This is a genomic window from Cryomorphaceae bacterium 1068, from assembly GCA_027214385.1.
GTDB lineage: Bacteria > Bacteroidota > Bacteroidia > Flavobacteriales_D > Cryomorphaceae > JAKVAV01.
In genome coordinates this window covers 155,454-169,933 of record JAPVXR010000001.1, presented here as the reverse complement: position 1 = coordinate 169,933, position 14,480 = coordinate 155,454, and the positions used below count along the sequence as shown (strand labels likewise).

The 14,480-nt window shown below is 45.8% G+C and carries 12 protein-coding genes; 11 read left to right on the top strand and 1 reads right to left on the bottom strand.

What is annotated here, in order from left to right; translation table 11 throughout:
• Window position 1: 1 nt before the first annotated feature.
• From O3Q51_00630 to O3Q51_00590, 9 genes are all read left to right on the top strand, one after another.
• The gene (locus tag O3Q51_00630; GenBank protein MCZ4407294.1) at window positions 2-1,225 is read left to right on the top strand and encodes an ABC transporter ATP-binding protein; all 1,224 of its coding nucleotides are present in this window, start codon (window positions 2-4) and stop codon (window positions 1,223-1,225) included.
• Window positions 1,226-1,364: 139 nt separating this feature from the next.
• Window positions 1,365-1,718 carry a four helix bundle protein gene (locus tag O3Q51_00625; GenBank protein MCZ4407293.1) on the top strand — a complete coding sequence of 118 codons (354 nt, stop codon included), beginning with the start codon at window positions 1,365-1,367 and terminating at the stop codon, window positions 1,716-1,718.
• Window positions 1,719-1,843: 125 nt separating this feature from the next.
• Window positions 1,844-2,902, top strand: coding sequence for an N-acetylneuraminate synthase family protein (locus tag O3Q51_00620; GenBank protein ID MCZ4407292.1), 1,059 nt, complete (start codon window positions 1,844-1,846; stop codon window positions 2,900-2,902).
• On the top strand, window positions 2,899-3,642 hold the full coding sequence (locus tag O3Q51_00615; protein ID MCZ4407291.1) for a crotonobetainyl-CoA--carnitine CoA-transferase: 744 nt from the start codon (window positions 2,899-2,901) through the stop codon (window positions 3,640-3,642). Before O3Q51_00620 ends, O3Q51_00615 begins: the two co-directional genes overlap by 4 nt.
• Window positions 3,639-4,172 carry an HAD-IIIA family hydrolase gene (locus O3Q51_00610; protein ID MCZ4407290.1) on the top strand — a complete coding sequence of 178 codons (534 nt, stop codon included), beginning with the start codon at window positions 3,639-3,641 and terminating at the stop codon, window positions 4,170-4,172. The genes O3Q51_00615 and O3Q51_00610 overlap by 4 nt, the downstream gene beginning before the upstream one ends.
• Window positions 4,169-5,830: an N-acetylneuraminate synthase family protein gene (locus O3Q51_00605; GenBank protein ID MCZ4407289.1), complete on the top strand. Its 1,662-nt coding sequence runs from the start codon at window positions 4,169-4,171 to the stop codon at window positions 5,828-5,830. The genes O3Q51_00610 and O3Q51_00605 overlap by 4 nt, the downstream gene beginning before the upstream one ends.
• Window positions 5,831-5,839: 9 nt before the next feature.
• A complete protein-coding gene (locus tag O3Q51_00600; GenBank protein MCZ4407288.1) occupies window positions 5,840-7,096 on the top strand; it encodes a hypothetical protein in 1,257 nt (418 codons plus the stop codon).
• A 10-nt stretch (window positions 7,097-7,106) separates the two neighbouring features.
• Window positions 7,107-8,036, top strand: a complete 930-nt coding sequence (locus O3Q51_00595) for a hypothetical protein (protein ID MCZ4407287.1) — start codon at window positions 7,107-7,109, stop codon at window positions 8,034-8,036.
• 145 nt (window positions 8,037-8,181) lie between these two features.
• The gene (locus tag O3Q51_00590) at window positions 8,182-8,796 is read left to right on the top strand and encodes a T9SS type A sorting domain-containing protein (GenBank protein MCZ4407286.1); all 615 of its coding nucleotides are present in this window, start codon (window positions 8,182-8,184) and stop codon (window positions 8,794-8,796) included.
• A gap of 25 nt (window positions 8,797-8,821) precedes the next feature.
• Here O3Q51_00590 and O3Q51_00585 read toward each other — a convergent pair whose 3' ends face one another.
• Window positions 8,822-9,607, bottom strand: a complete 786-nt coding sequence (locus O3Q51_00585) for a phosphatase PAP2 family protein (GenBank protein ID MCZ4407285.1) — start codon at window positions 9,605-9,607, stop codon at window positions 8,822-8,824.
• A gap of 203 nt (window positions 9,608-9,810) precedes the next feature.
• Here O3Q51_00585 and O3Q51_00580 point away from each other — a divergent pair, with 203 nt between their 5' ends.
• Together O3Q51_00580 and O3Q51_00575 are read left to right on the top strand one after the other, a co-directional pair.
• Window positions 9,811-10,668 (top strand): SdiA-regulated domain-containing protein, encoded by an 858-nt coding sequence (locus O3Q51_00580; GenBank protein ID MCZ4407284.1) that lies wholly within the window; start codon window positions 9,811-9,813, stop codon window positions 10,666-10,668.
• Complete coding sequence (locus O3Q51_00575; GenBank protein MCZ4407283.1) at window positions 10,665-14,414, top strand: BamA/TamA family outer membrane protein; 3,750 nt, start codon at window positions 10,665-10,667, stop codon at window positions 14,412-14,414. Before O3Q51_00580 ends, O3Q51_00575 begins: the two co-directional genes overlap by 4 nt.
• The last annotated feature ends 66 nt before the right edge of the window (window positions 14,415-14,480 follow it).

The following is a 14,480-nucleotide window of genomic DNA, read 5'->3' as shown; positions in this document are numbered from 1 at the left end:
TATGTCAAAAGAAGTTCTGGTAAGGGTTGAAAATGTCTCGAAGAAGTTTTGCCGCGATTTGAAGACAAGCTTGTGGTATGGTGTCAAGGATCTCACAGGAGAATTAATGGGCGGTCGCAAGGGACAATCGGAGCTAAGGCCAAAAGAGTTTTGGGCGGTGCAAAATGTGAGTTTTGAACTCAGAAGAGGCGAGTGTCTAGGTCTGATCGGAAGAAATGGCGCGGGAAAAAGTACGTTGCTTAAAATGCTCAACGGATTGATCAAACCCGATATGGGTACCATCACGATGGATGGTCGCGTAGGTGCTCTGATCGAGCTCGGTTCGGGCTTCAACCCTATCCTTACGGGAAGAGAAAACATTTACAACAATGGTTCAGTCTTGGGCATTTCCAAAAAGGAGATCGACAAAGTAATCGATGAAATTATCGCCTTCTCTGAAATTGAGAAGTTCATCGACAGTCCTGTGGCGTACTACAGTTCTGGAATGAAGGTGAGACTGGGATTCTCAGTCGCTGTCCATATGAAACCCGATGTGCTTATCCTCGACGAAGTACTCGCCGTCGGTGACTCTGGATTCAAGATCAAATCCTTCAATAAGATCAACGAAATGATGAAGGATGCTGCGGTAATCTTCGTCAGTCATTCCATGCCAAACGTCGCCATTATCTCCAACAAAATTTTGCTGATGGAGTACGGCCAGATGGAGTTTGAAGGGGAAGATGTTTCCACTGGAATCGACAAGTACTTTGAGCATTTCGGTGGCAATGATCCGAAGGTAGAGTACGACGAGTTCGCCCAAGTCGAAGAAGTGACGGTGGCCTCTTCAGAGAAATACCTCGACTTGGAAGGAATGCCTGCCGTAGACTACCAAGACGACTTGAAAGTAGGAATTCGTGTAAAGGTTGATCCTTCGATCGATTGGTTTCATGTAAAAGTTCAAATCACAGATAAGGACTTAAAAATCGTGGGAATCTATGACAGCTTCCAATTTCAAGAGCCCATCCAAAACGATAAGAAAACACACAATTTGGAAGCAGTAATCCCGAATTGTATTTTCATAAACGGCGAATACAGCGTGACCATATTTATTCAACAGCGAGACATGGTTCTGAAAAAATGGAATCTTCTCGGGCTTTACCGCTATTGGACGAAGTTTAGGGTAAAGGCGAGTGACGCGTTGGGGTATGTTCCTGCGGTGGTTTACCTTCCGGGGCGAATTCATTAGGTCAGTTTTCAGTGAGCAGTTTTCAGTGTACAGTGGGAAGTAAGCAGTTTTCAGTGGGCAACGAAAAAAAAGGTTGAAATCCGCGAATTTGTATCTTGAGGGCAATTCAAATAAACCCATACTAATTCCATGTGTCACGATGAAAACAGGAACACTCAAAGCTAAGAGCTATGCATTTGCTGTTAAAGTTGTCAAGGTCGGTTATCAACTAATCGAGAAGAAAGAATTCATTCTTTCCAAACAGCTCATTCGGAGCGCTACATCCATAGGGGCAAATGCCGAAGAAGCAAACGGTGCCTATTCAAAAAAAGACTTCCATCATAAAATCAGCATATCCTACAAAGAGGGTCGAGAAGCTAGGTACTGGATAATGCTATTACGACACACCGATTGGCTTGACAAAGAGAAAGCTCAAGAATTACTGAATGATCTGGAAGAATTACTTAGAATGATGGGTGCATCTCTTCGCACAATGCGAAATCAAACTAAATAATTGACGTCTGTGACAAAGTATTAGTAAAATGAATCAGTCTCTTTTGAGGTAATCTTGCTGAAAAACTGCTCACTGTACACTGCTCACTGAAAACTCTTCACAGAACATTAATACATTTGTGCCCCATGGTAAAAAACACCAATAACCAAACCTATCTCATAGGTGAAATCGGTCAAAACCACAATGGCTCAGTTGATATTGCCAAGCTGATTGTCGACGCGGCAGCCAGAGAAGTGGAAGAGCAGCTCTTTGGTCTTACCCTAAAAGGAATGGACGCCGTGAAGCTCACGAAGCGGGACTTGAAGTATGAGCTAAGCGACTCCCAGATGAGGAGACCTTACAATACGCCAAATTCGTTCGGAAAGACTTACGGTGAGCACCGCGAAGTTCTCGAGCTTTCAGATGAAGAGCACTTCGAAGTTTACAAATACGCCAAGGCCTTAGGTCTCGATTTTGTAGAAACACTTTGCGCCCCTTCTTGCACAAGCATTCTCCGGCATTTTTCACCTGACTACCTCAAAGTGGCTTCCCGCGATTTGACCAACCTTCCACTGTTAGAAGTATTGGCAGAGACCAAACTACCCATCATTGTTTCTACAGGAATGGCGGGTGAGAAAGAACTCGACCAAGCGGTTGAGGTGATAACCAAGCACCACGACAAACTATCAATTCTGCATTGTGTATCGGAATACCCGACGCACCCGCAAAATGTAAATTTGAAGACGATCACCTATCTCCAAAAGAAGTATCCCAACTATGGAGTTGGCTATAGCGATCACACTGTTGGAATATCGGTGCCAGTTGCCGCAGTTGCGATGGGAGCTACAATTATCGAAAAACACATTACGCTAGACCGCCGAATGAAGGGAACCGATCAACGTGGCTCACTCGGTCCCGATGGACTCAACCGGATGGTACGCGACATTCGCCTGCTGGAAATGGAGCTAGGCGAGGAAAAAATCTTTATCGCCGATGGCGTCCAAGTAGCCAAAGAAAAACTGGAACGCTCGGTAGCCACGAATAGAATTATTGCTTCAGGCGAAACCATTACCGCCCAAGATATTCATTTACTAAGCCCTGGAGACGGGTACAAATGGAGCGAAAAAGCCAACGTCATTGGCAAAAAAACAACGAAAGAAATTCCAGCAAACGAAGTAATTTACCCCAAAGACTTGCAATCATGAAATTGAGAACCCTCGCCTCTGACAAGGAAAAGAACAATAGAGAGCACCATAATGAACTCTACTTGAACTCGCCCATTCCCGCTGAGGAAAAGGTGGCACAAGTAGGACTTTATCAGCGTCGACAAGAACTCTCGAAGGTTCTTTTTATGAACGAGATCTATCAAAAGATCGTCGGTACCCACGGGGTGATCATGGAATTTGGAACTCGCTGGGGACAGAACTTGGCGACGCTTAGCAATATGCGCGGCATCTACGAGCCTTTCAATTACAACCGCCGAATAATAGGGTTCGACACTTTTGAAGGTTTTCTAGGCGGTCACGAAAAAGATGGCAACGACGAGTCTATCGAAAAGGGTGCTTTTGGAGTAACCGAAAACTACGCCGACTACCTGAAGGAAGTGCTCGATTGCAATCAGAACGAAAGTCCGCTCAACCACATCGATAAAATTGAGGTTTGCAAAGGAGATGCCCCAAGAGAGTTGAGCGCTTACTTGAAGCGAAATCCGCAGACCATCATCGCATTTGCCTATTTCGATTTTGACCTATACGCTCCAACGCTAGAATGCTTGAAGCTCATCAAGCCACATTTGGTAAAAGGATCGGTGATTGGGTTCGACGAATTAAACGATCCAGGTTTCCCTGGAGAAACCGCTGCACTTCACGAAGCATTTGGCTTAAACAATGTTCGCTTGGAGCGAAACAAGTTTTCGGCGATGCAGTCTTATTTTGTATTCGAATGATGTCTGATTTGAAAGAGTGTAAATACAAACTCGTGCTGACCGACATCGACGGTGTTTGGACAGACGGCGGCATGTACTACGACCAAACGGGTAACGAATTCAAGAAATTCAATACCTACGATAGCGCAGGTGTGCTATGGTGCCGTGCCGCGGGAATCAAGGTGGGAATCCTTACGGGTGAAGTTACCGATATGGTAAAACGTCGAGCGGACAAGCTCAAGGTTGATTACCTCTTTCAAGGAACGAAGAACAAGCTGGAGCTGGTGAATGAGCTTTGCCAAGAAAACGAAATAAGCCTCGAGGAAGTGGCCTACTGCGGCGACGACCTGAACGACATGCAAGTGCTCGAAGCAGTCGGATTATCTGCTTGTCCGTCTTCGGCTCCCAAATACGTTCAAAAAATCGTAGACCAAGTCTTAACTAAAAAAGGCGGAGAGGGAGCTTTCCGCGAATTTGTAGAAGAACACGTTTTAGCCGAAAGGCTGGAAGAACTGGTGGCTCAAGTAGCCGGCAAAAAACAGAATCAATGAGGATTATCGCAGAGAGTGCCTACAACCATATGGGCCAATTGAATCAAGTCATCGATTTGTTGAGGGCGGCAAAAGAATCAGGAGCGGATTATTTTACCGTCCAGATTATGGATCCGATTTCCTTTTCGGATGTGAACTACTCCAAGCACCAACTCTACATCGACCACAATATTTCTTTTGACGATTGGGCAAAAGTGATTTCCACTGGTAATGAAATCGGCATACCGGTCATTCCTTGTCCACTTGACGAAAAGTCGCTGGCATTTGTGTTCTCTCACAACATTGACCTCATCAAAGTACACGCGACCGATCTCACAAACCCGCCGTTTCTGGAAAAAATCAAGGAGCGGCCACAAACCAAAGTTATCTTAGAAACGCAGGCGGCTACCAATTTTGAGATCCGCTATGCGCTATCGATCATCGGCGACCAAGTGGAAGCTCTGCTGACCGGTTACAGCAATTACCCCACCGAGTACGAAGATTTGAACCTCGACTCGCTGGATGCGCTGAAGAGTGAATACGGCTACCCCGTTGGTTTGGCCGACCACTCGCCTACCATTACGGAGATACCGCTGATGGCTTTGGCCAAAGGTTGTGCTTACCTCGAGAAGCACATCACGATTACACGCAACAACCGCAACTTCGATTGGCAGGTGAGTATCTACCCCGAGGAGTTTCGAATCCTCACGGAAAAGGTGAAGCTCTTTACCAAAGCCCTCGGAAATGGGGTGAAGCACCCGGTAGAAAACGAACGACCTCATCGGGATATCCTCTACAAAAAGGTACTGCCTGATGGCAGCATCAAACGCGCAGATGACGCACCGAGCTTTATCGCACATACCATCAATGGGTTTTCGATGGATCGGGTTTCGATTGCCATTATCGCTCGTCTTAAATCACAGCGCCTGCCCAAGAAAGTATTGGCTCCACTTGGCGAAGAAAAACTCATCGAGGCCTTGTATAACAACATTTCTAAAGCACACCGCCCAAACGATATTCGATTGACCACCTCAACCTTGGCCGACGATGATGCGCTGGCAGATCACTGCGCCGACTTAAATATCCCCGTTTTCCGAGGCCATCCCGAATCGGTGATAGACCGCATGCTCGATTTGGCTTGGGAATCACGATCAGGAATCATTTTGAGGGTTACGGGAGATAATCCATTTACCAGTCCTGAATTGACTGATGCCATCATCGAATTGGTGAGAAACGAAAATGTGGATTATGCCAGAGTGAATAACGTCCCTTTTGGGATGTCGGCTGAGGCTTTTTCGACGAAATATCTCTGGGATCTTTATCTCCGAATGGAAAATCCAATGGTATCGGAATACCTGACGTGGTTTGTTCTTCTCGATGAAACGTGTAAAAAAGGCTGCATCGATTTGGAATGGAAAGGAAAAGATTTGAGCCTAAAAAACCTGTCAGTAGATTATCCTCAAGACTTAGAAGGCTGTCAGCTAGTGCTCAAATGTGCGGGAAAGTCGAAGGTTTCTGATGTCAGTCTGGGCGAAGCTTTTCGTTGTTGCAATGAACTCCTTACTGACAAAGAAGATGCATATATGAAGTTACCGGGAGGAACTACGATGTTGATTTCGGAATACATCGAGCACTGGAAAAAAACGGATTATGCGATTCGAAAGTCGTACACTGTATAGATCAACCGCGTGAAAGTTAAAGATCAAAATCTCCTTAAAAACCTCGATCTCATTAACTTCTGGGAACCCTTTGATCGGGAAATCCCAACTATGAGAGTGGGTGCACGTGAGATTTTGGTCGACCTGAAAAAGAAACAAGGTGAGGTCAAAATCAATAGTGACATCGTAAAGGGTGTCGCGCCAAAGGAGTTCACCAAACCCTTTGTTTTCTCTTTCAATACCACCAATCAGCGCGAGGCTCTCCTTCCACTTTTTGAGGCTATGAGAGATATGGCTGAATTGATTTCAGAAAACAGTGACTTCACGGATGAACTTCTCCCCGACGCCTATTTAAAGTCTGAGTATTTGAAATACTCTTCCAAGATGATGGGGTGGTTATACTCTTTCAAAGGCAGGGACCGCGAAGTGTTTAGATCGAGATACTACAACTTTTATCGTCGGTTGGGGCAGTACAATTATTACCACAATGCCTTTCAACGATCTATGAGAACAGTGAAAGCCTACATCGCCTCAAATGATCACTCAGGGCTGAGTCAAGTAGGTTTTGTTGCTGCACGAAGAGCGGGTATTCCGACCATCTATATTCAACATGCGTCGGTAAGCGAGAACTTCCCGCCGCTTTCTGCTGATATCGCTTTTCTGGATGGAGAAGACGCCAAAGAGAAGTACCTCGCTGCCGGTGCTACCAAAACCAAAATACACTTGGTCGGCTCCCTGAAATACGACCCCTATTTGAAGCGACGCGAGATCGACGAAACCAAAGAATTGGTCGGTGTTTGCATCGGCATGGTTTACCACGAAGTGGACGAGAACTTCAAGCTCTGCGAAGCTTTGGAAAAAGCGGGAACGCCTTTCTGTCTGCGCTTTCACCCTTTGATGGACGAAGCTGTTCAAAAGAGCTTTACCGATCGCGGCTGGGAGATTTCCGATAAGGAAGAGAAAGCACCTGACTTCATCCTTCGCTGCGGAAGCATCGTTTCAGGCGATAGCAATATCTTGCTGGAGGCCATCATTTTGAAGCGGCAACCAATCTACTTTGCTTCCACAGGTGTCTCGATAGACTACTATGGTTTCGTAGAACAAGAGATTTGCAAAAGAGCATGTTTGACTTTTGGCGAAGTCATTTCTCAATTGAGTGAAGAGTTCGATTTGACCTACCACCGACAGAAGGCAAAGCGATACAATGATACGCTGGGAACCGAGAATGAAGGGAAGTCGACGGAGCTCGTTTTAGGTATTTTGCGCACTGCAATTCCGCAAATATAGGAAGACGAATATGCTCCGATTCCTATTAAAAACATTGGCTTTTACAGGTATCGTTCTGATTACTCTTAGAATCATCGGGACAGCCGATAATACGCACGCAGCCGTATCAGCCAATCAAAACATCAAGCGACTGCAGCTGGCGGCCCAATTTGATAGCCTAGATATTCTCTTTGTTGGAAACTCATACGCTTACTCTTCCATTATTCCAGCTTCATTCGACCATGAAGGATTTCACACCTTCAATCTCGGAACGGCTTCGGCAGGACCTTTCTTTTATGAGATTATCACCCATGATTATCTGGAAACCTGCAGTCAAAAACCAAAAACAATTGCCCTCACCATTTCTCCGATAACGTTTTCCATTTTGAGCGATAATTTCGAAACTTACCCGATTCATCGCTACTTGCATAAACCGATTCAGAATGAAGCCATCGCTATTGAAGAAGGTTCACCCATACTCTACTTTCAACTTCTTGGGAAATCGGCCGAAAAAGCCGCACAAAATCTCAGAGATGGAGATGCTACAGGCAGCTCGAAAGAAGTCATTTCTCCAAGAGGGTTCTACTCAAGTGATGAGTTATATAACGATAGCATTTATGCTTTTACCCATCATTTTTATTTGCCATTGAAGGAAGACTTTTTTGACAATAACAAGGCAGAGCGTTTAAAATCCTTCATTGGTTCGCTAAATGAAAAAGGAATCAAGGTGGTATTGATAGAAATGCCAACCAACCGATTGAGAGATTTTATCTCGGCTGAATTCATGACCGATTACGCTCAGTTTAAAAAGACCTTGGCGGCTCAATACCCCATAATTAACTTTTCGGGAGAATTGACGGAACATGACTACCGAAACATCGATCACATGAATGTGAATGGTGCTAAAAAATTCTCCCAATTTTTGCTAACTCAAGAGGTACTATTCACTCGGATTAAATAGTCCGTTTTACGGTTAATCCTTTTAAACCGACAAGCACCTGCACACTAAAAAATTGAAGAGGGGGCAACTGACGTTTTGCTGACAAAAACTGAGATTCGATTGTCACAGAATAATAACAGGGTCGATTCAACGTACTTCTGGGTGAATGAGAACTTTTCTATCATACTCCATGACTCTGATCTCCATTTTAGTGCTTTCTCCCGAAGGACTAGCCCAAGACGGAATCGTACAGTTGCAATTCTCGGCAACCCAAGTCAGCGGAAAGGTCTTTCTGGACTGGACTATGAACTTTGGCCAAACCTGCAATGGAATCGATATCACCCGCTCGACCGACAACATCAACTTTTCGCCGGTTGGCAATATTCAAGGCATTTGCGGGAGCCCTACCGATACAGTGAGCTATTCCTTTATCGATGAATCTCCCATTCTGAATCAAGTTAATTATTACCGACTATTGATGGGCAATTTAGGCCCGTCGCAAACCATATCGGTTGAAATCATCAACCTTCAAGGCACGGGCTACCAAGTACGCCCAAACCCTATTGTTGAGGAAGGCAGAATTTATTTTGACAATGACCGAAGCGAGGAACACCGACTTACCTTGATTTCAACCGATGGGTCTATGCTAAGACAGTTGACCACGAGAAATGATTTTTTCGTTTTGAATACGATCGACCTCTCCGCAGGTATTTACATTTTCAGAATTGAAACGGCCGATGGATCCATTAAAGTGGCCAATAAGCTTGTGGTCGCAAAATGAGAAATATCCGATCAATCGGTATTTGCTAGAACCTCAGACCTGCAAAAACACCGACAGTACCTTCATTATAAGTGGGCATAATGGTAAGTCCTTCGATCCTTTTGGTGCGTTTGTATCCATGAGTTAGGTAAGCCAGGTTAGTTGCCAAGAGGCCTATTCCTGCACCAAAGAGCACGTCGCTGAGGTAATGCTTGTTATTGAGAATCCTCAGCACTCCCACCGAACCCGCTACGGCATAGCCTCCTATCGAATACCAAGGACTCAAATGTCCGTATTCCCTATGAAGGAAAGTGGCAGAAATAAAAGCTTGGGCGGTATGCCCCGAGGGAAATGACTCATCGTTATCTCCATTTGGCCTTACCCGATTGGTCCCCAACTTTAACGGAGTCACGATTGCAACGGCAATCAATTCAGCTTTGAACAATATTGCCGAGCGATCTCTAAGGCTATGAGCTCCCTTAACTCCTGCCAGTTCCAATCCATATGCCGCAACGATAGGCGCAAATGCCAAATAATCATCAGCCGTAGTTCTAAAGTCGGGGAAGTTTCTGTTCCGAGCATCCTCCCAAGCGTCGTCACTCCAGATAGGGTTGTCGGTAAATGCAATACCACCTGCTACAAAAAAAGCGGCCGGAGCAATCAGCGATCTTCGAAATTCAGCACGTCGTTCATCTACCGATGGAATTTCATAAGCGTATTGCCGTGTTGAATCCTCAACTGCCGACTGAGCCCACATCAGTTGGCTGCAGGAACAAAGAAGAAAAGCGGTTACGAAAGCTTGGCGCTTCGCTTTTGATAAAAGGTTTTTCAATCTGATACTTATCGCAATGGCGGTGAATGTCCGAAAACAAACGATTGGAAGAAAGAAAAAGTATTAATTACCCTCGGCTAATGATTGTGTTATAAACCCAACTCGCCTTCTCAGCATCCTAGAAATTCATTAAGTCGAGTTCAAGTCACCGCGATTTCCCGAAACAAGTAACTTTACTTTTTTACTAATCCCAAATACGGCCCATGCCGAAGCATTTTCCTACCGTAGTATTTGTTCTTGCCCACATTTTGCTTCAGTGCCAGTCGCCTCAGTCGGAGGTGAAAGATGCTTTGCCCTATCGTTTCGCAAAGCCCGAATATACTTTCGAGCTGGACAAAGACCTGCGGGAGATTTCAGGATTGGCTTGGTGGAATGAAGACACGCTGGTGTCTATTGAGGACGAAAGCGCAACGATCTATTTCCTTTCGGCGAAAGACGGCAGCATCATCAAAAAAACCGACTTTGGTGATAAGGGTGATTACGAAGGCATAGCGGTGGTTGAAAGAGAGATTTACGTCTTGCGCAGCGACGGAGATCTTTTCAAAGTGAAACATCCCTTGCGGGAAAAAACAAAAGCAGACAAGAACGAAACTGATCTTTCCCAAAAAGATGATGCGGAAGGCTTGTGTTTTGAGACAAAAAGCAAGTCGTTCTTGATTGCCGCAAAAGAAGAAGGAGAAACCAAAGGGAATCGAGTCATCTATCAGATGGGAATCGGAGAGAAGGATATTGACAAAAAGCCATATCTCCTAATCGACGAGGAAGCGCTATTGAAAGCGCTGCATACCAAGTACGGCAACCGTTTCGGGAGTAGTTTCAAGCCTTCGGGTATCGCTTTTCACCCATTGACCGACGACCTGTATATCGTATCTGCCGCCAATCATTTGCTAGCGGCCTTCGATGATAATAAAGAATTAATTGATGTCGTCAAATTGCCAAAGACTTATGCCAAGCAAGTCGAAGGCATTTGTTTCGCTCCGGACGGCCGTCTATTCATTTCTACGGAAGGTGGAGATGAGAAAGGAAATATTGTAGTCTTGAAAATGATGAAGTGGAAATGACGAAGAGATCGATGTTTCTGTTTTTGGTAATTATCTTGACTGGCGCTGCTTGCGACACCACCAAGGAGCTGGTTCACAAGAACTATCCATCTCAAGAGCTCTCAACCGATGGAGTACCCGAACAAACAATATTCCTAATCGGAGATGCAGGGACACCCGACTCGTTTCCACTCGAGCCCTCCTTGGCCCTTCTCCAAAAGAAAATGGCCGAAGTCAATCAGGAGAAGTCATCAGTCGTTTTTCTGGGCGATAATATTTATCCTTCAGGGCTTCACAAAAAGAAGCATTCGAAGCGCGCTGGAGATGAGCGGGCGATCAATACCCAGATGGATATCCTCAAAGAATTTGAGGGAAGAGTCGTATTCCTTCCGGGAAATCACGACTGGAAAGAAGGCAAAGGCGAAGGAGATAAGTTCGTTCAACGCCAAGAGCGGTACGTGGAGAAATACCTACATCGGGGCAATGTTTTTCTTCCCGACGGTGGATGCCCAGGCCCAATTGAAATCAGACTGGCCGAGCGACTTACCTGGATCATCATCGATACCCAATGGTGGCTCCACGAAAATGACAAACCACATGGCGATCAGGACGATTGCGACGTATATAACGAAGAAGAGTTTCTCCAGCAGGTGGAAGATGTCCTCAAGAAAAACCGAAACAATCAGGTTATCATTTCAGGACACCATCCGCTATACAGCAATGGAAACCACGGAGGATATTTCCCGGTAAAGGATCACCTTTTTCCGCTTACCAAGCTCAACAAGAACCTCTACTTGCCCTTACCGATCGTGGGAAGTATCTATCCCCTTTACCGAAGCCTGATTGGCGACATTCAAGACATTCCACATTACAAATACACGGCGCTGGTCAATGAGCTGAGCACACTTTTCGACGGGTACGATGACATTGTTTATACCTCAGGACACGAGCATAATCTTCAGTATCAACAGCACGGTACTGCACATTTTGTAGTGAGCGGTGCAGGCTCCAAGCGGGGTTATCTGCGCAAGAACAACGATCTGACTTACGGAAAAGCAGACAAAGGATTTGCCAAGCTCTCTTACTTCCCAAACGGAGATTTATGGCTGGAGTTCTACTCGCCCAATTCAGAGAGTCCCGAACAGCCCACCTATCGGGCTCAACTGCGCGACGGACATCGACTACTTGAAATAAAAGATGATGCGAAGCTGACCGTAACTGAAGGTGACAGTTTGGTAACCGTAATCCCCGGAGGTTCCTATTACGACCGAAGTGGATTTAAGGACGTGGTAATGGGTGAACTCTACCGTGATGTTTGGCGAGCACCCATCGAAGTTCCCGTTATCAATCTCGCTGAGGAGCATGGAGGGCTGACTCCCATTAAACGAGGCGGGGGAATGCAGTCCAAGTCGCTTCGATTGGAAGCTCCCGATGGGAAGCAATATGTACTCCGTTCGATTCAGAAGTTTCCGGCAACCATATTGCCCACCGAGCTGCAACAAACGTTTGTGACAGATATCATCCAAGATGTCATCGCTGCCTCACATCCATATGCTTCCGTTACCGTGGCGCCGATGGCCGATGCGGCGGGCGTTTACCACACCAATCCAAAATTGGTTTACGTGCCTGACGATCCCGCTCTCGGCCCGTTTCGGAATGAGTTTGCCAATCTGCTCTGCCTCTACGAAGAGCGTCCTGATGACGATCAGCGAGATGAAGCCTCTTTCGGGTATTCCAAAAAAGTGGAAAGCTCTTCGAAAGTGATCGAGAAAATCAGGGAAGACTACGATCACAAAGTTGATGCTCAGGCTTTCCTTCGAGCAAGACTTTTTGATTTGGTGATCGGAGATTGGGATCGACATGACGATCAGTGGCGATGGGCGAGTTTCAAGGAAGAAGGGAAAACCATATATCGGCCCATTCCGCGCGATCGTGATCAGGTCTTTTACAAAGTTGACGGGCTTTTGCCCAATCTCATCAATAGCAAGTGGATTGACCGAAGGTTTCAACCTTTCGAGGAGGAAATCACCGATATGCCGGGAATGAATTTCAACGGGAAGTATGTGGATCGAGCCTATCTTGACGAGTTGGAGTGGAGTGATTGGCTAGCCATGTGCGATACACTGCAGGCCGCTTTAACCGACTCGGTTTTCCGTGAAGCCTTAGCTCAATTTCCTGATACGGCCTACGCTTTGGATGGAGAGCGCATATTCAAAACGCTGCAGGTTCACCGCGACAAGCTGAAAGAGTTTGCACGTGAGTATTACGAGGTTCTGGCCGAAGAAGTCGATGTTGTCGGCACTTATGAAGAAGAGTATTTCGAAGTGATTCGTCAGAACAACGATTCAACAAGGGTGCGGATCTACGAGAAAAAGAAAAGTAAGGACAAAAAGAAGAAAAACGATATCATTTACGAGCGCACCTTCCTAACAGATGAAACCAAAGAGATCAGGCTTTACGGATTGGACAATGACGATGTCTATGTTCTGAAAGGAGAGGTAAAGCGAGGTCCGCTCATCCGAATTATCGGTGGGCCGGATGAAGATCGGTATATTAATGAATCAAACGTTAAGGGACTCCGTCGCAAAGTGGAAGTACACGATACGCGTGAAAAGAAAAAGAAGAACCGAAACGACTTTGATTTAGGAAAGGACAGCAAACTCTACCTGGTCCATAATGACGATGCAGTAGACTACGATCGAAAAGCATTTCTCTATGACATCATGATGCCGCTCATATCTGTGGGATACAATCCAGACGACGGAGTTTTCTTAGGCGGTGGATTTCAATTCACCAAGTTTGGATTCAACCGTGACCCTTATCGGTACCGTCATCGACTTACGGGACAATATGCTATCGCCACGGGAGCGTTTAACTTCGATTACCGATTTGATTACCGTTCTGTTTTCCACTCCAAGTGGGACTTGAGCGGTCAATTAGAAGTCAAAGCACCCGACTACCTTTTCAACTATTTCGGTTTGGGAAACGATACCGAATGGATCAGTGATGATTTTCGGGACAACCGAATTCGGTTGAACTTCATTGAGTTCAATCCCGCTTTTGCCAGAACATCGGAACGAGATGTACACCGACTGGAAATAGGGCCGACTTACCTCTTGGCAAACCCACCCGATGAAGTGGATGAACGCCTAGTAGAAAATGTGGGTGACTTGGTCGAGAATCTCGAATTTCAAAATCAATCTTACTTGGGAGCTCGAGTGAGCTACGCCTTAAACAATGTAGACAATAAGGTCAATCCCCATCGCGGTATTCGGTTTATGACCGAGCTTTCGTACACTAGTGGATTGGATGACTCCAAAACCGATTTCTTCAATTTAAAATCAGAATTGGCCTTTTACATTCCTTTTTCTGTACTCCCCAATCGAGCGACCTTGGCCTTGAGAACGGGAACTGCCGCCAACTTCGGAGACTACCCGTTCTTCTTGGCCAATTTCATCGACGGGTACGAGCAGATGCGCGGCTACCGCAGAAATCGCTACGCGGGAGATGTGACCTTCTACAACAATGCAGAGCTACGTGTGAAAATATTTGACTCTAAGAACTACATCTTGCCCTTTGGAATGGGCGCCATGGGATTTTTCGACGTCGGTCGCGTTTGGCTGGAAGGAGAAAACTCCAAAACCTGGCACCCGTCTTATGGCGGTGGGTTGTACTTTAACATCATCGACTTTGCGGTGCTCACGGCGAGTTATGCGGTTTCGAATGATGATGAAGTGGTCCAGGTTGGTTTGGGGTTTTTCTTTTAGGCAGAGTCTGTCTATAAAGCCCGCTATCTGCGTTCCACTTGTTTTAAAAACAGTCATTGACATTTG

What these genes read in the sequence shown, in the direction of transcription:
- O3Q51_00605 (MCZ4407289.1), top strand. Translation starts at nt 4,169, where the DNA reads ATGAGGATTATCGCAGAGAGTGCCTACAACCATATGGGCCAATTGAAT.
- O3Q51_00625 (MCZ4407293.1), top strand. Translation starts at nt 1,365, where the DNA reads ATGAAAACAGGAACACTCAAAGCTAAGAGCTATGCATTTGCTGTTAAA.
- O3Q51_00630 (MCZ4407294.1), top strand. Translation starts at nt 2, where the DNA reads ATGTCAAAAGAAGTTCTGGTAAGGGTTGAAAATGTCTCGAAGAAGTTT.
- O3Q51_00595 (MCZ4407287.1), top strand. Translation starts at nt 7,107, where the DNA reads ATGCTCCGATTCCTATTAAAAACATTGGCTTTTACAGGTATCGTTCTG.
- O3Q51_00620 (MCZ4407292.1), top strand. Translation starts at nt 1,844, where the DNA reads ATGGTAAAAAACACCAATAACCAAACCTATCTCATAGGTGAAATCGGT.
- O3Q51_00580 (MCZ4407284.1), top strand. Translation starts at nt 9,811, where the DNA reads ATGCCGAAGCATTTTCCTACCGTAGTATTTGTTCTTGCCCACATTTTG.
- O3Q51_00590 (MCZ4407286.1), top strand. Translation starts at nt 8,182, where the DNA reads ATGAGAACTTTTCTATCATACTCCATGACTCTGATCTCCATTTTAGTG.
- O3Q51_00575 (MCZ4407283.1), top strand. Translation starts at nt 10,665, where the DNA reads ATGACGAAGAGATCGATGTTTCTGTTTTTGGTAATTATCTTGACTGGC.
- O3Q51_00610 (MCZ4407290.1), top strand. Translation starts at nt 3,639, where the DNA reads ATGATGTCTGATTTGAAAGAGTGTAAATACAAACTCGTGCTGACCGAC.
- O3Q51_00615 (MCZ4407291.1), top strand. Translation starts at nt 2,899, where the DNA reads ATGAAATTGAGAACCCTCGCCTCTGACAAGGAAAAGAACAATAGAGAG.